Here is a 17,688-nt window from a genome sequence, read left to right as displayed (position 1 = left end):
GCGCTCAGGGCCAGATCCGCCGCGCCAACTCCGGCAGGCTGGCCGCCTGTTCCCAACCCGGGCAACTGCCCAACTGGATGGGCAGATGGCTGTAGCGGTGCAGCAGCAGCAAGCGCAACTGCGTCAGCCGCGCGGCCTCGTCAAAGGGCTGACCATAGCCCTCGAAGAAGGCCGCCACCCGGCCCGCATGGCCGGCGGCCAGAAAGCACAGCGGCCCGCCCCAGTCGTAGGCGGCCGGCCCCACTAGACCGTCGCCGAAGTCGAACATGCCGGTCAAGCGTTCACCCTCGGCGTCCACCAGCAAGTTCATAGGCGTGTACTCTCCGGTGAGCAGCACGTCCGGCCCCTCAGGAACAGGGCCGGCCACAAAGTCCTCGACCTGCGCCAGCAGATGCTCAGGCAGGCCGGTGCGGCGCTGGCGCGCCATGCAACCGGTACGCTGGCGGGCAAGAAAGTCCGCCCAGCTCGGCGCCAGCGCTGGCTGATCGCCCACCGGCAGCGCATGGACCTGCGCGGCCAGCGCGCCGATCTGGCGCAACAGCGCGCAGCGGCGCGCCTCGTCTAACCCCGCCCAGCGCTGGCTCAAGGGCTGGCCGGGCAGCCGGCTCATCAGCGTCCAGGCCCAGCCCTGCTGCTCACCAGTGGCCTGCAACTCGGGGGTGGGCACGCTCAGGCGCCCCTGCAATCGTTGCAGCAGGCCCCGCTCGAAAGCCCAGTGGTCGCGCAGGAAGGGAGGGTAGAGCTTCAGGATCTGCTGCGCACCCACCCCCGCCACCAGCACCGTGCCCTCGCCCAGGGGCTGCACCGCACCGCGCAAATCCAGGCCGTGGGCCAGCTCGGTCAACAGGGGCAGCCAGCGTTGCGGCTGATCGTGCAGGGCGTCGAACTCGGCTGGGCCGTCGAACGCGGGGAAGTTCAGTTCATGCATTAACAACAGTTCAGATTCAGCAGCCGCAGCCATAGGACATCACATCACTGCCCAGCAGCTTCCACTGCCCGGCCAGATTGACGAACAACAGGCGCAACCAGGGGTCGTCGTGCTTGGGCGGCCCGTCCAGCGGACCCGCAGCGCGCCCGGTGGCCTCGGCCCAGAGCAGGTCGGGTTGTCCATCGCCATCGAGGTCAAAGCGGCGCAGCTCAAGGCGGGTGAAGCCGTGCTGCTCGCGCTTCAGCGCCACGCGCTCCGCGCCCCCCAGAGCCTTTGCTGCCGAGGTCAGGGGGCGGCTGCTGTAAAACCAGAAGAGTCGACGCGGGCTGGCGGACGGGGCCTGCCAGCCATTGCGCTTGGCGGTGGCGGCATCCATGTCGCCAAAGGCAAAGCCTTCGCCCGGCCAGTCATCGCACATGTAATCAACATCCGGGCGCCATTCGCGCCGCACCTTCTGCGGCAGCTGCGATTGCGCGCGCACCCGGCCATCGCTGAACAACTCCACCCTCACCAAGGGTTTGGTCAGACGCTCGATGCGCGCCTCGGCCCACTCCTGGGGATTCAGCAGCGCGCCCACGTACCAGCGCTGTTGGGCATTGAAACGCTCGGCCAATTGGGCCAGGGGTGTGGCGGGACTGGCCAGCTCGGCCTCCGAACGGAACCAGGAGGGCGCCGGCGTCTGCAAGGGCAAGGCAGCCAGGAAGGCCTTCATGCGGGCGGCAGCCAGCGGCCCCTGCCGCGGAAAGTCCGGCGGCCCCTGAGACGTCCATTCGTTGCCGTCCAACTCAGCCAGGCTGCGCAGGGGCGGCGGCGGCTCGCGCTCGGCGATCATCTGTCCATGCAGGGCTTGGCGCATGCGGCCTCGCTCGGTCTCGAAATCCGGATCGCGCGGCGGGCAATGCGCCCCTTCACACAGATGGCCCTGCTGGGTCTCGTAATGCGCCATCCAGTCCCAGCTGGGCTCCAGCGCGAACAACTGCCGCGGGTTGTACTCTGGGTTGCTCTCCTGAGCGCCCCAGCGCTCCCATGCGCGCACGCCAATGCGCTCCGGCGCCACGGGTGAGCGGGCCAGCAGCTTGCAGGCCACAAAGCCGTCTTGCGGCGGCTGCGTGGGGATCTGGGTCTGAACCGCGCAGTAGCTCGCATCGGGCGCTGGCTGAATGCGCAAATTCATCTCGGTGTTGAGCGGGAGGCGCGCCAGCACCTCGGCCTGGGGCTGCGCCGCCGCCCGCAGCAACACCCCGGCCCCGGCAACCCAGCGTCGTTCTGCCGGCACACCCGCCTCGCCCGCGCGTGCGGTCGCCACCCAGCGGGGGCTCAAGAAACGGCAGGCCACGAAGCCGCGCTGCGAATCGGGCGCGGGGCTGTAGAAGCCGCCGAAGCCCACCTCGCAGTAGCCCTCTTCCGGCCCGGGCGTGATCAGTTGAACTCGACTGCCCTGCTGCAAGCGCGCCTGCACGGGCGCATCCGCTGCGGCCTGCGTGCGCACCAGCAGAGGGCCGCTGGCCACCCAACGCTCATCGGGCATGGGCAGGGGCTGAGCGGCCAAGTTGGCGCAGGGCGCCCAACCTTTCAGGGGGGGCGCGAACCCTGGGGGCTGCGGCCGGCCGGGGGTGTCGCCCTCCCGCACCTCGCACTGAGCGCCCACGCTGCGCAACAACACCAAGCGCTGGCCCTGCCCCATCTTGTGCAGCAGCTTGCTGTTGGGCGACTGCGACTCGCGCACGTCGAGCGAAGCAGAGTGAATCCAGCGATAAGCGCCTGCGGTCTGCGCCGCACCAGGGCCGGAGCACGCGAGCAACACCAGCAACAAGACAGAGGAATAACGCAGCGTCATCGCGATTCGTTCGTTCGGCTTAACCGCGCGCAAAGCGCCGGCTGGCGTCATAGGGAAACACATCATGCACATGCCCCGCCAAGATGGCGTCCTTGCAGCCCTGCCAGAAGGCCGGGTCCAGCAGGTCGGCGTGGTGTTTCACGAAGGGCTCGCGCACGCCCGGGTGGCCGAGTAGGAAGGGACCAAAGGTCTCGGGGAAGACATCGCCCTTGTTGACGGCGTACCAGATCTCGCCGCTCATCTCGTCTTCCTCGCAGCGGGGGGCCGGCACCTTGCGGAAGTTGCAGTCGGTCAGGTACTCGATCTCGTCGTAGTCGTAGAACACCACCTTGCCCTGGCGGGTGACGCCGAAGTTCTTCCACAGCATGTCGCCAGGGAAGATGTTGGCGGCCACCAGGTCTTTGATGGCATTGCCGTACTCCAGCACCGCGTGCTCGCGCTGGGCCTCGTCGGCGTCCTGCAGGTAGATGTTGAGCGGCACCATGCGGCGCTCAATGTAGACATGCTTGAGCACGATGTCCTCGCCGCTGTCATCGAGCAGGCTGGGACAGAAGGTCTTGAGCTCCTTGATCAGCTCGTCTTCGAAGCGGCGGCGCGGCAGGGCGACATTGCTGTACTCCAGGGTGTCGGCCATGCGTCCCACGCGGTCGTGCTGTTTGACCAGCAAATACTTGCCCTGGATCTGCTCGCGCGTGGTGTCTTTCTGCGGCGGGTAGTAGTCCTTGATCAGCTTGAACACGAAGGGAAAGCTGGGCAGGTCGAACACCAGCATCACCATGCCCTTGATGCCGGGGGCGATGCGGAACTTGTCGCTGGAATGGCGCAGGTGGTAGAGCAGGTCCCGATAGAACAAGTTCTTGCCGTGCTTTTGCAGGCCGATGGCGTTGTAGAGCTCGGCGCGCGGCTTTCGGGGCATCAGGCTGCGCAGGAACTGGATGGCGGCGGCCGGCACTTCGATGTCCACCATGAAATAGGCGCGGGCGAAGCTGAACAGCATCAAGAGGTCGTCCTCGCCGAACAGCATGGCGTCAATCATCAAACCCTTGCTGCCGTGAAGGATGGGCAGGGCGAAGGGCGTCTCGTGAAAGCCGTTGATGATCTTGCCCACCACATAGGCGCCCTTGTTGCGATAGAACAGGCTGGAGAGCACCTGCACCTGGAAGTTGGTGCGCCACTTCACGCCGCCCATCTGGCGCTCCACCGCCGCCACCACATGGGCGGCATCGCGGGCCGGGTCTTCGAACGGGGTCTTGAGCTGGAAGTTGGTGACGATACGCCGAAAGGTTTCGCCCAGCTTCCCGGGCTCGGGGTAGTAGGCGCGGTAGGTGGGCTTGGCGGCGGGCTCGTCGTTTTCGATGTACTCGGTGCTGACGGCCGGACGCACGAAGAGAAAGTCGTTGTGGAAGTAGCTGTGGTGCAGGATGCGCGTGCACACCGAGTTGAAAAAGGTCTCGGCCAGCTCGGGCTGCAGGTGGTTGGTCAGCAGGCCGATGTAGTGCAGCTTGATCTGCTGCCAGACCTCCATCGGCAGCTGCGAGGCCTCATAGCCCAGCTCCAGCAACTCCACGCACTCGCCCACGCGCTGGTCGTAGAAGGCGATGCGCTCGGCCTGGGCCTTTTGCTGGCCATGCCAGTCGGCGCGCTCAAAGCGCTGCTTGGCCAGGGCCGTGGTCTCGCGGAACAGCCGGTAGTGGCGGTTGAAGCCGCCCAGCAGGGCCTGCGCAATCTCGTAGGCGCGGGGGTCGTTGAGCTGGTGCGGAAACATCGGCAGGCCCTTCAGATGCGTAAGGGCTCTAGCCTAGCCCGAGCCAATGGCCCAGCCTTCGCAATTCTGGGCTCAGCCCTCTACGACGTAGCGGCGCGTCACCCGCTCCAGGCCGGCGCGGTAGGCCGGGAGCACATCGTCGGGCCCGGCGGCGGTGATGCGCAAGTCCTGCAGCAGGCCGTTGTGCAGGCCGTAGACCCAGCCATGCACCACCACGCTCTGGCCGCGCGCCCAGGCATCCTTGACGATGGTGGTGTGGCAGACGTTGCGCGCCTGCTCCAGCACATTCAGCTCCACCAGGGCATCCACCCGCAGCGCCTCGGGCACCTGCTCCAGCAAGGCGGCATGCTGGTCGCGCACGTCCTGCACATGGCGCAACCAGTTGTCCACCAGGCCCACCCGGGCGCCGGCCAGCGCGGCCTTCACGCCGCCGCACTGTGAATGACCGACCACGATCACGTGCTGGACCTTGAGTGCATCCACCGCGAACTGGATCACCGAGAGCGCGTTGAGGTCGGTGTGCACCACCAGATTGGCCACATTGCGATGCACGAACAGCTCGCCCGGCAGCAGGCCCACCAGATCATTGGCCGGCACGCGGCTGTCGGAGCAGCCTATCCACAGGTATTGCGGCGTCTGCTGGCCCAGCAGGCGCGTGAAAAAGCCGGGCTGACGCTTTTCCTGGGCGGCGGCCCAGGCGCGGTTGCTGTCGAACAGTTCGGAAAGCTCTTGGCTCATGCGCGGTAGATGGCGTAGATATGGCGGTCAATCACCCGCCCCTGCTTGATCGCACCTTGGCGCTGCACGCCCTCTAGCGTCATGCCTAGCTTGCCGGCAACGCGCATAGAGCGTTCGTTCCCTCCGTGCACGGCAGCAAAAATGCGGGTGATCTCTGTTTGGGCCAAAGCGTGCTCAATGCAATGCCGACCCGCCTGGACTGCCAGTCCTTGGCCCCAGTGGTCGGGGTTCAGCCACCAGCCGATCTCTGCATTGCAACGCAAAAAGCCCAACCCTGGATTCACGCCGCAGCCGCCCTGCGGCCGGTCGTTCAGACAGATCGCCCAGCAAGAACCAAACTCCCGCGAGCCGGTTTCTACCCACCACTGGGCGTCCGCAGCCGTGTAAGGCATGGGCCAACTGTCGGCCATCCAACGCGCAATGCGCTCGTCATTGCCCAGTGGCTGAAGACTGGCGGCATCGTCGGCACGCCAGGCTCTCAATGTCCAGCCGCGCCGCCCCAGCTCGATCGACTCGCTCATGCGCCCTGCTTGGGTACGCGGGAGCCCAACCACCCCAGCGGCCCCAGCACCAGGCTACAGCCAAACACCCACCACAAGGTGAAGGTGCCGCCTTCAAACACCAGGATGCCCAGCGAACGCAGCACCAGCACCGCAATGGCCACCATGCCGAGCATCAGACACAGCGCGCCACTGCCCTTGGTCAGCAGATGGATGGGGCCAGCATTGGCCGGGATGACGAAGAGCCCATAGCCCAGCAGGATCAAGCCGGGATAGGCCAGCCAGGCCGTCCAGCCCGGCTGCAGGGCGGTGGCCCCCAGCGCCGCGGCGGTGAGCACCCCACCCGAGAGCAGGCCCAGGATCACCATCAACGCGCCAAAGGCCAGCACCATCACATCGTCTCCGCGAACAACTCACGCCCGATCAGCATGCGGCGGATCTCGCTGGTGCCCGCACCAATTTCATACAGCTTGGCGTCACGCCACAGGCGGCCCAACGGGTACTCGTTGATGTAGCCGTTGCCACCAAAGATCTGCACGCCTTCGCCGGCCATCCAGGTGGCCTTCTCGGCGCACCAGAGGATGACGGACGCGCAGTCCTTGCGCACCTGGCGCACATGGGCCGCACCCAGCTTGTCCAGGTTCTTGCCGATGGTGTAGCAGAACGAGCGGCCGGCCTGCAGCACGGTGTACATGTCCGCCACCTTGCCCTGGATGAGCTGGAACTCGCCGATGCTCTGGCCGAACTGCTTGCGGTCGTGGATATAGGGCACCACGTTGTCCATCACCGATTGCATGATGCCGATGGGGCCGGCGGCCAGCACGGCGCGCTCATAGTCCAGGCCGCTCATCAGCACCTTGGCGCCCTGGTTCAGGCCCCCGAGGATGTTCTCGGCCGGCACCTCGACGTCCTGGAACACCATCTCGCCGGTGTGGCTGCCGCGCATGCCCAGCTTGTCCAGCTTCTGCGCCGTGAAGAAGCCCTTCATGCCCTTTTCGACGATGAAGGCGGTGACGCCACGCGCACCCAGCTCGGGCTCGGTCTTGGCGTAGACCACCATGGTGTCGGCGTCCGGCCCATTGGTGATCCACATCTTGCTGCCGTTCAGCAGGTAGTAGCCGCCCTTGTCCTCGGCCTTGAGCTTCATGCTGATGACGTCGGAGCCGGCGCCAGGTTCGCTCATGGCCAGAGCGCCCACATGCTCGCCACTGATCAGCTTGGGCAGGTATTTCGCGCGTTGCGCGTCGTTGCCGTTGCGCTTGATCTGGTTCACGCACAGATTGCTGTGCGCGCCGTAGGACAGGCCCACCGAGGCGCTTGCGCGACTGATCTCTTCCATCGCCACCATATGGGCCAGATAGCCCATGTCGGCGCCGCCGTACTGCTCCGGCACGGTGATGCCCAGCACGCCCAGCTCGCCCATCTTGCGCCACAGGTCCATCGGGAACTGGTCGCTGCGGTCGATCTCGGCCGCGCGCGGCGCGATTTCGGCGTCGGCAAAGGCGCGCACAGCGTCGCGCAGGGCGTCAATGTCTTCGCCGAGTTGGAAGTCGAGGCCGGGGAGGTTCATGGTGGGGTCCTGCTGAATTCTGAAAGGTGCGGGATTCTAGAGAGCCCCCTCCAGACGCCATCGGCCTGGCCCTAGCATGCGCCCATGCAACTTCAGCAACTCCTTTTTAGCCAGGGCTTTGGCACCCGGCACGAATGCGCCGGCATGGCCGTGCACGGTCAGGTCACGATCCAGGGCCGGGTCTGCACCGACCCCTACGAAGAATTCGAACCCGAGGGTCTGGTCTTTGAGGTCGACGGCCAAGCCTGGCCCTACTGCGACAAGGCCCTGGTGCTCCTGCACAAGCCCACCGGCTATGAATGCAGCCTGAAGCCCAAGCACCACCCCAGCGTACTGAGCCTCTTGCCCGGCCCCTTGCGGGTGCGCGGCCTGCAGCCCGTGGGGCGGCTGGACGAAGACACCACCGGCCTGCTGCTGCTGACCGATGACGGCGCCTTGATCCACCGCCTGACGCATCCCAAGCGCAAGGTGCCGAAGATCTACGAGGCGACGCTCAAACACCCGATGGACGAAGCAGCGCGGCAGCAACTGCTGAGCGGCGTGGTCTTGAACGACGACCCGGAGCCCATCCAGGCTCAGGGCGCGGAGTTGATCGAACCCACTCTCTTGCGCCTGACCCTCACGGGTGGGCGCTACCACCAGGTCAAGCGCATGGTGGCGGCGGTGGGCAACCGGGTCGAGGCCCTGCACCGCAGCGGCTTCGGGCGCCAGACCATTCCGGACGGCTTGGCGCCAGGCCAGTGGTGTTGGATTCAGCCTTCAGATTTGTAATCCGGCAATAGTTCACCGCAGCCGCCCCCTCAGCGCGGGGCCGACCCCGATGCGCAAAAACCGGGCAGACGGTAAATTCCCGCCCGTGGCTGCTTGGATCGGCCGCCCGACCGAATGCCCGACCCAACGTCGACTCGAACGCCCGCCCAGGAGTACCCCATGAAATTCGCCCCCCTTCACCGCGCCGCCCTGGTGGCCGCCGCTTTTCTGCCCCTGACGGCCTTTGCCGCCTCGGGCGACGCCGCACTGCGCAGCGAATGCGCCGCCAAGAACCCGGTGACCGTGGCCGCAGCCGGCGCCAATGAGTTCCAGTTCAACTATCACAAGGGCGAGTTGCGCGGCGAAGCCCGCAAGGGCGCCAAGGTGGCCTGCAGCGAAGGCCAGTACAACCAATATCTGGCCAGCCTGGACCCCGCCAAGGTGCTGGCTGCCAACCCCACCGCCGCCGGCAAGCCGGCCGTGGAAGAGCACCAATTCAGCTATCGCAAGGGCAAGTTGAAGAGCGAGACCCCGACGCCCTGAGCTTCAAGCACCCTGAAATGCAAAGAGCCGGCCCCTGGGCCGGCTCTTTGCTTTCAGGCCTCGCGTAGGACGTGCGGGCGGCTGCCGCTGGCTTGACACTCCAGACGACTCGCCTTTACCAGAGAGCGAAGACGCCTCGACTTCAGTCCGCGCGTGCCAAGGTGGGTGCGGGCAGTTCGCTGATGGCATAGCGGGCCGGGCCATCCTCTTCGCCGGTCCGAATGGCCAACACGAAGCCGAAGCGTTGCGGCTTGGTCTGAGCCACGGCATCGCGGCATTCCAGCTGACGAACCGCATTGCGTACGGCGCCACGATATTCGAAGGCCCGGCCCTTGGCTTCAACCTCCTGGACTTGGCCACCGTGCAGATTGAAGTGCACCTCGAATTCAGCATCCCGACCCACCCGATAGATGGCGCGGGCGAGGTCTTCAGCCAGAGACTCACTCATGGCGGGACAGGCGGCGCGCACATCGACACGCAGCTGGGAGGGTCCGGAGACCTCGACGCGATCCAGCGAAGGCTCGGCGGCTTGAGCCGCACTCACACCGAGGGCGAACAGGGCAAGGGCAGAAGTCAGGGTACGGGGCATGGTGCTCTCCTTGAACAAGTTGAGGATCACCACCGCAGCCACCCAGCCGCGCCGGGCGGATGCAGAGGCCCCAAAACCCAAGACACCCGCGTCGCGCGCCGCCCGGTGCCTAGGCCTTGGAGGACCCCGCCAGTTAGAGGGGCCTGAGCCGATCTTGTTCCTGTTACGGGCCCGCCCTAAAAGTCACAGCCCCATCGCGCAATGCGTGCAACCCCTTGGTTTGCTCAGGGCTGTCGCAAGGATTCGATCAACTGGTCTTTCTCGGCCCAGATCTGACCCAGCCAGGCCTGGAACTCCTTGCGGTACTCGGGGTCCTCGCTGTAGTCGCCCTGCAAGAAGGCGGCCGGCACCTCGCGCTCCTGCACGCGCACGATCACCCGCCCCATGCGACCGCAGGCCATGTCCCAATAACTCGGCACCCCATCGGGGTAGACGATGGTGACATCGAGCAGCGCGCGAAAGCGCTCGCCCATCACATTGAGCGCCAGTGCCAGCGCGCCACCCTTGGGCTTGAGCAGATGCCGATAGGGGGAGCTTTGTTGGGCATGCTTGGCTGGGGTGAAGCGCGTGCCCTCGGCAAAGTTCATCACACTGGTGGGCACCAAGGCGAAGCGCGCGCAACTGCGACGCGTGGTCTCCATGTCTTGGTGGCGCAGCTCGGGGTTTTTGCGCAGGGCCGCCTTGCCATGGCGGCGCATGAAGGGAAAGTCCAGCGCCCACCAAGCCAGGCCGATCATCGGCACCCAGATCAGTTCCTGCTTGAGGAAGAACTTCAGGAAGGGAATGTGGCGATTGAAGACGCGCTGCAGCACAAAGATGTCGACCCAGCTCTGGTGGTTGCAATTCACCATGTACCAGCCACCACTCTTGAGTCCCTCCAGGCCCTGAACGTCCCAACGGGCGCGATGGGTCAGCAGCATCCAGGCGCTGTTGCAGGCAATCCAGCTCTTGGCAATGCGATTCAGCCAGGGGTCGATGAGCCGGCGCACGACCGCCCAGGGCAATACGAATTTAAGGATCGAAAGCGCGAACAGCGGCGTGCACCAGACGATGGTGTTGACACCCAGCAGCAGCGCGCTGATGACACCCAGCAGGGGCGCAGGAATCCAAGACAGCATGGCAGTGGGCACGGAGCCCGGAACAGCAGGAAAGGCCGCCATTCTGGCCGCCCCGCCCCCGCTCCTTCCCGGGGCCACGTCAATCCTTCACGAGAAGGAGGCAGGTTTTGTCGCCGGCTTGCAAATCTTTAGCCGATCTTTAGCCGCCCCTGGCGACACTCGCGCCCTTTCGCGCCGCAGGGCGCGTTTTCGCTTTTTTGCGCCAAGGGCGCAGTTTCATCTGTGCGCCTACGGGCGCTGCATGGCCGGGAGAGCTGTCTTGAGAAGTGGATTGAATGGGTTTGTGGTGGCAGGACTGAGTGTCTTGCTGAGTGCCTGTGGTGGTGGCGGAGGCTCCAGCGCTCCGACCCCCAATCCGGCGCCAACCCCCACGCCGACCCCGGTGGCTAGCAGCGCCTGCACCAGCAACAGTGGCATTCAGTTGGTCCAGCATGCCCCCAGCAGCGCGGGTCGCCTGGGCGCCGTGGGCATCCTGAACTGCGAATCCAGCGGCAGCCTGAAGAACCTGAGCTGGACGCAGACCGAAGGCCCCAGCGTATCGATCACTGCGCATCGTTCGCCCATGATGGCCTTCGAGGCCCCGCAAAGCGGTCACTATGGCTTCAGCGTGAGCTTCACAGACGCCAACAACCAGCCGCAAACGCGCCAGGTCAGTTTGGATGTGCCCGCAGCCAGCGCCGCCCCCTTGGTGGTGGCCCGCACCAGCCACAGCGTGCGCATGGGCGGCAAGGTTTCCATCCGCGCCTGGCCGGCTGCCGGCGTCAGCGCCAACAACCTGCGCTGGACCCAGATCGAAGGCCCGACCGTGACCCTGGACACCCAGGATCCGCTGGTGGCGTACTTCACGGCGCCGACCGTCGGCCAGGACACCCCCATCCGTCTGCGCGTCACTGCACAGGTCAATGGCCGCAGCGACAGCGCCGAAGCGACGGTACTGGTAGAGCGCCACGAACAGGCGCCCTCAACCAGCAAGACCCATCTGTGGCCGAAGCAACATATCTCCCGCGTCTACCCCTATCTGGCCAACGGCCCGCATGCCGCCAACTTGGTGCCCTGTGTGTTTGACGCCAGCCAGCAAGAGGCCGACCTCTGCACCTTGAGCCGACTACCACTGTTGGCCCAAGAGACCCAGGGGCAGTTGCCCACCATCGACCAGGTTATGAACCGCGTGCTCGTCTCGCACGACTGGATGGGCGCGAACTTCCGTCGCTTCCTGGAGGCGCATGACACCCATGGCGACTTCCGCCGCATGCTGATGTCGACCACCGCCGTGGTCATCGGCGCCCAGGTTCGGCCTTCTTTCTACTTTGGGGTAACCGGTGCCATCCATCTGGACGCAGATAACTTCTGGCTTACCCCCGAGGAGCGCGACACCATCAACGAAGCCCCGGACTACCGGGGCGCGTTTGGCCGGGAGTTGCAGTACGACATGCTCTGGCGCTACACCAAGAGCAACGCCAGCATCTACAGCTACTACGACCCGAATCAGCGCGTCAGCCGCCCGATTGCTGATCTGCTGGCCGAAGCCGGCCCGCTGATGTACCACGAACTGGCTCATGCCTTGGACTTCGTGCCGCCAGCGACTTACGGCGCACTCAATGGCAGCAAGACCCTTTGGGGCACCATCGAGCCGCGTTACAACGCCAATCAGCTCGTCTCCGACCACGCAGAGGGTCAGTACCCTTTGCGTTCGGCCGAAATGAAATCGCTGGGCCAGGTGAAATTCCAGGGCGTCAAGGCCACAGCCGCGCACAACGCATACACCCCCGAACAAATCATCAGCTTCTTCGCTCCCGATTTGGCCACCGACGAGTACGCCTACTCCTCGCCCAACGAGGACGCTGCAATGACTTTTGAAGAAGTGCTACTGGCGCGCCGCCTGGGCTATCGCCGCGACGTCGCCATCACGCCCGCCATCCAGGCCTCCGATACCGGCCGCACCATCATGGTTCGATGGGGCCAGCGCGGCCGCATCGGCGACACCCGGATGCATGCGCGTGCTCGCTTGATCCTGAGCGAGATGGCGCCCTGGTTCGACCTGACCGAGATTGGCCTGCTGCCAGCTCCAACGCCCATGCGAGCCGGCGAGAGCTGGTCCGCCAATATGGTGCTGGACGGTGAAGCCATGCGCAAGCCCTTCGCCGCCGGCGGCCCGTTGCCGACCCGCGAGGAGCTTGGCCTGTTCCGCAAGGAAATGAAGCGCCAACGCCACCACTTGCATGAAGGTCGCCCGGAGCGCATTGCGCACTGAGCACTCAGCACAAGCCAAAATGAAACGGGCTCCTCGGAGCCCGTTTTCTTTTGCCTTACAGGAAGCGCTCCAGCAGCCGTCGCGACCCGCGGTCCAGGGCCCAGCGGTCGGCGATGAAGAGTTGCAGTCCATGGCTGGTGGCGATCAAGAGTCGCCCCTCGTCCAGACGCCGGATGTCTTCCTCGGTCTTGAGGACGAACTGCAACGGCCCGCGATCGGTTTCCACCGTCCATTGGCTGGGCGTGGAAAAGGTGCTGACCGCCACCAGGCGCTTGAGTTCGGGATGGAACTCGCGGCTGCGCAGTTCGGACTCGATCAATTCGCGCGGCGCCGCCGGCAGCGCCGACAGGCGCTCCACCCACGCCAGTTCATGCCCATCGGGGCCGATCAGGCTCAGGCCTTCATCCGGCGCACTGATGGGATGAGCGCGCACAGGGCTCACGCCCACATGGGCCTGGCCCTGGGCATCGGTCAGCACCAGCTTGCCAAAGGCGTCGCGGCTAAGGGTCCAGTCCATCAGGCACTCACAGTGTGTTGATTGGGATTCGGCGCCACGACCATCAGTCCGTCACCTTCTTCATGCTCCTCGGCGCGACGCGCCTGCGCCTCCCACAGGCGCCAGTAATGGCCCTGGGCGGCGATCAACTCGTCGTGCCCACCCACCTCGACGATCTCGCCGCGGTCCATCACCACCAGTCGATCGGCCTTGCGCAGAGTCGAAAGCCGGTGCGCAATGGCAATGGTGGTGCGGCCCTTGACCAGGTTGTCCAGCGCTTTCTGGATTTCCTTTTCCGTCTCGGTGTCCACCGCCGAGGTGGCCTCGTCCAGGATCAAGAGCGCCGGGTTGATCAAGAGCGCGCGCGCAATCGAAATGCGCTGGCGCTCACCGCCCGACAGGCCCTGGCCGCGCTCGCCCACCAGGCTGTCGTAGCCATGGGGCAGGCGCAGGATGAACTCGTGCGCATGCGCGGCGCGTGCGGCGGCCACCACCTCGGCGCGGGTGGCGTCGGGCTTGCCATAGGCAATGTTCTCGGCAATGGTGCCAAAGAACAGGAAGGGCTCCTGCAGCACCAGGCCAATATGGCGGCGGTAATCCGCCACGCGGATGCGCCGCAGGTCCACGCCATCCACGCGGATCGAGCCCTCGGTCACGTCGTAGAAGCGGCAAATCAGGTTCACCAGGGTGCTCTTGCCCGAGCCGCTGTGGCCCACCAGACCGATCATTTCGCCGGGGCGAATGTCCAAGTCCAGGCGCTTGATCACCGAGCGGCTGCCATACCGGAAGTGCACGCCCTGGAGCGACAGCGCACCCTTGGCCTGACCGAATTCGACCGGCTGGGCCGGATCGGGCACGTTGGAGACATGGTCCAGGATGTCAAAGATGCGCTTGGCACCCGCCGCCGCCTTCTGCGTCACCGAGACGATGCGGCTCATCGAGTCCAGGCGGCCATAGAAGCGCCCGATATAGGCCAGGAAGGCGGTCAGCACACCCACCGTCACCGAACCCTGGCTGACCAGCCAGATGCCGGTGGCCCAGACCACCAGCAGACCGAACTCGGTCAGCAGGCCCACGGTGGGGCCGAACAGGCTCCATGTCTTGTTCAGCTTGTCGTTCACCGCCAGATTGGCGGCATTGGCGGCGCGAAAGCGTTGCGCCTCGCGCCGCTCCTGGGCAAAGGCCTTGACCACGCGAATGCCGGGGATGGTGTCGGCCAGCACCGAAGTGACCTCGCCCCAGACCCGGTCGATCTTTTCGAAGCCGGTGCGCAGGCGATCACGCACCAGATGAATCAGCCAGGCAATGAAGGGCAGCGGAATCAGGGTGGCCAGCGCCAAGCCGGGGTGGATACTGAACAGGATGGTGGCCGTCATGGTCAGCATCAGCACATCGGTGATGAAGTCGAGCGCATGCAGGCTCAAGAACACCGAGATGCGATCCGTTTCCGAACCGATGCGGGCCATCAAATCGCCTGTGCGCTTGTTGCCGAAGTACTCGAGCGACAGACCCAGCAGGTGTTCAAAAGTGGCGGTGCGCAGATCGGCTGCGATGCGCTCGGACACCAGCGCAAGGATGTAGGTTTTGGCCCAACCCAGCAACCAACTCACCAGGGCCGCGCCAAACAGACCGGCGAGCAGCAGACCCACCAGCGAGGTGTCAATCGGCTGGCCGTTCTGGAACGGGATCAGCACCTTGTCCATCAGCGGCATGGTCAGATAGGGCGGCACCAGGGTGGCCCCGGTCGCGCCCATCATCAGCAGGAAGCCCAGCAGCAGCTGGCCCTGATAGGGCTTAGCGAAGCGCCACAGCCGCAGCAGCACCCAGGTGGAAGGCGGGGTGTGCAGCTCACGATGGCAGGTTGGGCACTCCTCGCTGTCGGGCGGCAAAGGGGCCTGGCAAGTGGGGCAGAGCTCGGCGTCATCGGTGCTGGGCAGAGCGGGCTGGCCGGCCAGCTCCTCCTGCGCCTGCGCGAAGGCGTCCTGCAAGCGCGTGATGCCGAGTTGTTCGGCCAGCGTGAAGTGCCAGTGCTGCGCGCGGCCATCGGGGCGGCACAACTCCAGGCAGCCCAGACCCGCATGGTCATGGCAGCGCAGGGACAGTCCAGGCTTGAGCTCGTGGCTCTGGCGGCCATCACCGCCCAGGGCCAGCAAACGGAAACGCCCCCCACCCTGCACCAGGGCCAGCAGGCCGCTGTCGAAGTGCAGCGCGCGGTTCAGGTCAACGCCGGCCGCCGCCACCACGTTCTCGCCCGCCGCCAACTCGGCCTGCAAGGGGGCCCAGAGTGAATGCTGGCGCAGGGAGTCGCTGATCGGAAAGGGCTGCATGGCGCGTCTTGTTGTTGAATGCGCGGAATTGTGCCCTCCAAGATCAGCGCAGAATTCGCCCCATCTCTGAGCCCTTAGGCCTGCCCATGAGCAAGAAGAACGACATCCAACTGCTGCGCATCACTTATCTGCGCGGCCCCAACATCTGGACCTACCGCTCCTGCCTGGAAACCTGGCTGGACCTGGGCGAGCTGGAGGACCACCCCTCCCACCAGCTGCCAGGGCTCAACGAACGCCTGACGGCCTGGCTGCCCAACCTCGTGGAGCACCACTGCGGCGTAGGCGAGCGCGGCGGCTTCCTGCAGCGTCTGACCGAAGGCACTTGGATGGGTCATGTGCTGGAGCATGTGGTGATCGAACTGCTGAACCTGGCCGGCATGCCCACGGGCTTTGGCCAGACCCGCTCGACCACCCAGCGCGGCGTCTACCGCATGGTGTTCCGCGCTCGCGACGAACAAGTGGCACGCGCGGCACTCAAGGAAGGCCATGCGCTCTTGATGGCAGCGATCAATGACGAGGGCTTCGACGTGCAGGCGGCCGTGGCCCGCTTGCGCGACACCATCGACGACTGCTATCTCGGCCCCTCCACGGCCGCCATCGTGGCCGCCGCCACCGAGCGCCGCATTCCGCACATCCGCCTCAATGACGGCAACCTCGTGCAACTGGGCCATGGCGCCAAGCAGCGCCGCATCTGGACGGCCGAGACCGACCGCACCTCGGCCATTGCCGAGGGCATTGCCCGCGACAAGGACCTGACCAAGACCCTGCTGCAGGCCGTGGGCGTGCCCGTGCCCACCGGCGTGGTGGCCAAGACGCCGGCCGAGGCCTGGGAGGCCGCACAGGACCTGGGTCTGCCGGTGGTGGTGAAGCCCAGTGACGGCAACCATGGCCGCGGCGTCACCCTGGATCTGCAGACCGAGGCCGATGTGCATGCCGCCTTCGCGCTGGCCGATGCCGAGGGCTCCGAGGTGCTGGTTGAGCGCTGCATCCCCGGCAACGAACACCGCCTGCTGGTGGTGGGCGGCAAGGTGGTGGCCGCGGCGCGCGGTGAATCCGCCTGGGTGCATGGCGATGGCAAGCACACCGTCGTGCAGTTGGTGGATCAACAAATCAACACCGACCCGCGTCGGGGCCTGACCGAGGACTTCCCGCTCAACCGCGTCAACATCGCCGAGGACTCGGTGATCCAGCTCGAACTGACGCGCCAGAACCTGCGCATGGAATCCGTCCCGGCCCATGGCCAGCGTGTGCTGATCCAGCGCAACGGCAATGTGGCCATTGACTGCACGGCCGAGGTCCACCCCGAAGTGGCGCACGCCGTGGGCCTGGCGGCCCGCACCGTGGGGCTGGACATCGCCGGCATCGACCTGGTGGCCGAGGACATCGGCCGTCCGCTGCAAGAGCAAAACGGCGCCATCGTCGAGGTCAATGCCGGCCCCGGCCTGCTGATGCACCTGAAGCCCGCCGAGGGCGTGCCTCAGCCCGTGGGGCAGGCCATCGTCGACCATCTGTTTGCCGAGGACGAGAGCGGCCGCATCCCCATCGTCGGCGTCACCGGCACCCAGGGCACCACGCCGATTGCGCGCCTGGTGGCCTGGCTGTTGCATCTGCACGGTCGCCAGGTGGGCTTGGCCTGCCACGCCGGCCTGTTCCTGGGGCCACGCCAGGTGGAACGCCACATCCGTCGGCCCTTCGACGCCGCGCACCGACTGCTGATGAACCGCCGGGTCGATGCCGTGGTGGCCGAGAACGACGCCAGCTCCATCCTGGGCGACGGCCTGGCCTATGACCGCTGCCTGGTCGGCATCGTCACCGACCTGACGCTCAGCGAGGCCCTGCATCGCCACGATGTGCACGAGACCGCCCAACTCTTCAAGGTGCTGCGCACCCAGGTCGATGTGGTGCTGCCCGAAGGTGCGGCCGTGCTCAATGCCGAGGACGAGCAGGTGGCCAGCATGGCCGAACTCTGCGACGGCGAGGTGATCTTCTACAGCACCCGCGAAGATGCTGCGCCCCTGGTGGCGCACCGCCACGGCGAAGGCCGCGCGGTGGTGCTGCGTGCCGGCCAAGCCTGGCTGGTGGGCCCGCAGGGCGAGGGCGTGGGCGCGAACGTCGATTCGCTGCTGCGCCGCTGCAATGAGGCCGGCATGGCGATCGAGGCCCGCTCGGCCCTGGCCGCCGTGGCCGCCGCCTGGGCCCTGGGCATCTCGCCCGAACTGATTGCCGCCGGCCTGGAAACCTTCATCCCCTCGGCCCAATAAACAAGAGAGACCGCA

General features: G+C 66.0%; 15 protein-coding genes. 4 read left to right on the top strand and 11 right to left on the bottom strand.

The features are described from left to right. Nucleotides 1-4 precede the first annotated feature (4 nt). From FF090_RS04285 to FF090_RS04255, 7 genes are all read right to left on the bottom strand, one after another. The gene (locus FF090_RS04285; protein ID WP_175423515.1) at nt 5-928 is read right to left on the bottom strand and encodes a phosphotransferase family protein; all 924 of its coding nucleotides are present in this window, start codon (nt 926-928) and stop codon (nt 5-7) included. Between the two features lie 16 nt (nt 929-944). Next, the gene (locus FF090_RS04280; RefSeq protein WP_138855548.1) at nt 945-2,765 is read right to left on the bottom strand and encodes an SH3 domain-containing protein; all 1,821 of its coding nucleotides are present in this window, start codon (nt 2,763-2,765) and stop codon (nt 945-947) included. A 19-nt stretch (nt 2,766-2,784) separates the two neighbouring features. Next, on the bottom strand, nt 2,785-4,530 hold the full coding sequence (gene aceK, locus FF090_RS04275) for a bifunctional isocitrate dehydrogenase kinase/phosphatase (protein ID WP_138855547.1): 1,746 nt from the start codon (nt 4,528-4,530) through the stop codon (nt 2,785-2,787). 72 nt (nt 4,531-4,602) lie between these two features. Continuing rightward, nucleotides 4,603-5,268 (bottom strand): carbonate dehydratase, encoded by a 666-nt coding sequence (gene can / locus FF090_RS04270; RefSeq protein WP_138855546.1) that lies wholly within the window; start codon nt 5,266-5,268, stop codon nt 4,603-4,605. Continuing rightward, nucleotides 5,265-5,789, bottom strand: a complete 525-nt coding sequence (locus FF090_RS04265) for a GNAT family N-acetyltransferase (protein ID WP_138855545.1) — start codon at nt 5,787-5,789, stop codon at nt 5,265-5,267. Before FF090_RS04265 ends, can begins: the two co-directional genes overlap by 4 nt. Continuing rightward, nucleotides 5,786-6,160, bottom strand: coding sequence for a hypothetical protein (locus FF090_RS04260; RefSeq protein WP_138855544.1), 375 nt, complete (start codon nt 6,158-6,160; stop codon nt 5,786-5,788). The genes FF090_RS04265 and FF090_RS04260 overlap by 4 nt, the downstream gene beginning before the upstream one ends. Beyond that, entirely contained in the window at nt 6,160-7,338 is a 1,179-nt protein-coding gene (locus FF090_RS04255) for an isovaleryl-CoA dehydrogenase (protein ID WP_138855543.1), read from the bottom strand. The genes FF090_RS04260 and FF090_RS04255 overlap by 1 nt, the downstream gene beginning before the upstream one ends. A gap of 84 nt (nt 7,339-7,422) precedes the next feature. Here FF090_RS04255 and FF090_RS04250 point away from each other — a divergent pair, with 84 nt between their 5' ends. Both FF090_RS04250 and FF090_RS04245 read left to right on the top strand, forming a co-directional pair. Beyond that, entirely contained in the window at nt 7,423-8,109 is a 687-nt protein-coding gene (locus tag FF090_RS04250) for a pseudouridine synthase (protein ID WP_138855542.1), read from the top strand. Nucleotides 8,110-8,268: 159 nt separating this feature from the next. Beyond that, complete coding sequence (locus tag FF090_RS04245) at nt 8,269-8,631, top strand: hypothetical protein (RefSeq protein ID WP_138855541.1); 363 nt, start codon at nt 8,269-8,271, stop codon at nt 8,629-8,631. A 142-nt stretch (nt 8,632-8,773) separates the two neighbouring features. Here FF090_RS04245 and FF090_RS04240 read toward each other — a convergent pair whose 3' ends face one another. Together FF090_RS04240 and yihG are read right to left on the bottom strand one after the other, a co-directional pair. After that, nucleotides 8,774-9,220, bottom strand: a complete 447-nt coding sequence (locus FF090_RS04240; protein ID WP_138855540.1) for a hypothetical protein — start codon at nt 9,218-9,220, stop codon at nt 8,774-8,776. Between the two features lie 224 nt (nt 9,221-9,444). Beyond that, nucleotides 9,445-10,338, bottom strand: a complete 894-nt coding sequence (yihG, locus tag FF090_RS04235; RefSeq protein ID WP_138855539.1) for a 1-acylglycerol-3-phosphate O-acyltransferase, YihG family — start codon at nt 10,336-10,338, stop codon at nt 9,445-9,447. 286 nt (nt 10,339-10,624) lie between these two features. On the opposite strand from yihG, the gene FF090_RS04230 reads away from it, so the two are divergent. Beyond that, nucleotides 10,625-12,589: a PKD domain-containing protein gene (locus tag FF090_RS04230; protein ID WP_175423514.1), complete on the top strand. Its 1,965-nt coding sequence runs from the start codon at nt 10,625-10,627 to the stop codon at nt 12,587-12,589. A 55-nt stretch (nt 12,590-12,644) separates the two neighbouring features. On the opposite strand, the gene FF090_RS04225 is transcribed toward FF090_RS04230, so the two are convergent. Continuing rightward, nucleotides 12,645-13,106 carry a cyanophycin metabolism-associated DUF1854 family protein gene (locus tag FF090_RS04225; protein ID WP_138855537.1) on the bottom strand — a complete coding sequence of 154 codons (462 nt, stop codon included), beginning with the start codon at nt 13,104-13,106 and terminating at the stop codon, nt 12,645-12,647. After that, nucleotides 13,106-15,412 carry a cyanophycin metabolism-associated ABC transporter gene (locus tag FF090_RS04220; protein WP_138855536.1) on the bottom strand — a complete coding sequence of 769 codons (2,307 nt, stop codon included), beginning with the start codon at nt 15,410-15,412 and terminating at the stop codon, nt 13,106-13,108. Before FF090_RS04220 ends, FF090_RS04225 begins: the two co-directional genes overlap by 1 nt. 86 nt (nt 15,413-15,498) lie before the next feature. Here FF090_RS04220 and FF090_RS04215 point away from each other — a divergent pair, with 86 nt between their 5' ends. Continuing rightward, on the top strand, nt 15,499-17,673 hold the full coding sequence (locus tag FF090_RS04215; RefSeq protein WP_138855535.1) for a cyanophycin synthetase: 2,175 nt from the start codon (nt 15,499-15,501) through the stop codon (nt 17,671-17,673). The last annotated feature ends 15 nt before the right edge of the window (nt 17,674-17,688 follow it).

It is taken from the genome of Inhella inkyongensis, assembly GCF_005952805.1.
Classification (GTDB): domain Bacteria; phylum Pseudomonadota; class Gammaproteobacteria; order Burkholderiales; family Burkholderiaceae_C; genus Inhella; species Inhella inkyongensis.
This window is presented reverse-complemented; position numbering and strand designations above follow the sequence as displayed.

Excerpts from the sequence above, each read along its gene's own strand:
- FF090_RS04285 (WP_175423515.1), bottom strand. The coding sequence starts at position 928 with ATGCATGAACTGAACTTCCCCGCGTTCGACGGCCCAGCCGAGTTCGAC.
- FF090_RS04280 (WP_138855548.1), bottom strand. The coding sequence starts at position 2,765 with ATGACGCTGCGTTATTCCTCTGTCTTGTTGCTGGTGTTGCTCGCGTGC.
- aceK (WP_138855547.1), bottom strand. The coding sequence starts at position 4,530 with ATGTTTCCGCACCAGCTCAACGACCCCCGCGCCTACGAGATTGCGCAG.
- can (WP_138855546.1), bottom strand. The coding sequence starts at position 5,268 with ATGAGCCAAGAGCTTTCCGAACTGTTCGACAGCAACCGCGCCTGGGCC.
- FF090_RS04265 (WP_138855545.1), bottom strand. The coding sequence starts at position 5,789 with ATGAGCGAGTCGATCGAGCTGGGGCGGCGCGGCTGGACATTGAGAGCC.
- FF090_RS04260 (WP_138855544.1), bottom strand. The coding sequence starts at position 6,160 with ATGGTGCTGGCCTTTGGCGCGTTGATGGTGATCCTGGGCCTGCTCTCG.
- FF090_RS04255 (WP_138855543.1), bottom strand. The coding sequence starts at position 7,338 with ATGAACCTCCCCGGCCTCGACTTCCAACTCGGCGAAGACATTGACGCC.
- FF090_RS04250 (WP_138855542.1), top strand. The coding sequence starts at position 7,423 with ATGCAACTTCAGCAACTCCTTTTTAGCCAGGGCTTTGGCACCCGGCAC.
- FF090_RS04245 (WP_138855541.1), top strand. The coding sequence starts at position 8,269 with ATGAAATTCGCCCCCCTTCACCGCGCCGCCCTGGTGGCCGCCGCTTTT.
- FF090_RS04240 (WP_138855540.1), bottom strand. The coding sequence starts at position 9,220 with ATGCCCCGTACCCTGACTTCTGCCCTTGCCCTGTTCGCCCTCGGTGTG.
- yihG (WP_138855539.1), bottom strand. The coding sequence starts at position 10,338 with ATGCTGTCTTGGATTCCTGCGCCCCTGCTGGGTGTCATCAGCGCGCTG.
- FF090_RS04225 (WP_138855537.1), bottom strand. The coding sequence starts at position 13,106 with ATGGACTGGACCCTTAGCCGCGACGCCTTTGGCAAGCTGGTGCTGACC.
- FF090_RS04220 (WP_138855536.1), bottom strand. The coding sequence starts at position 15,412 with ATGCAGCCCTTTCCGATCAGCGACTCCCTGCGCCAGCATTCACTCTGG.
- FF090_RS04215 (WP_138855535.1), top strand. The coding sequence starts at position 15,499 with ATGAGCAAGAAGAACGACATCCAACTGCTGCGCATCACTTATCTGCGC.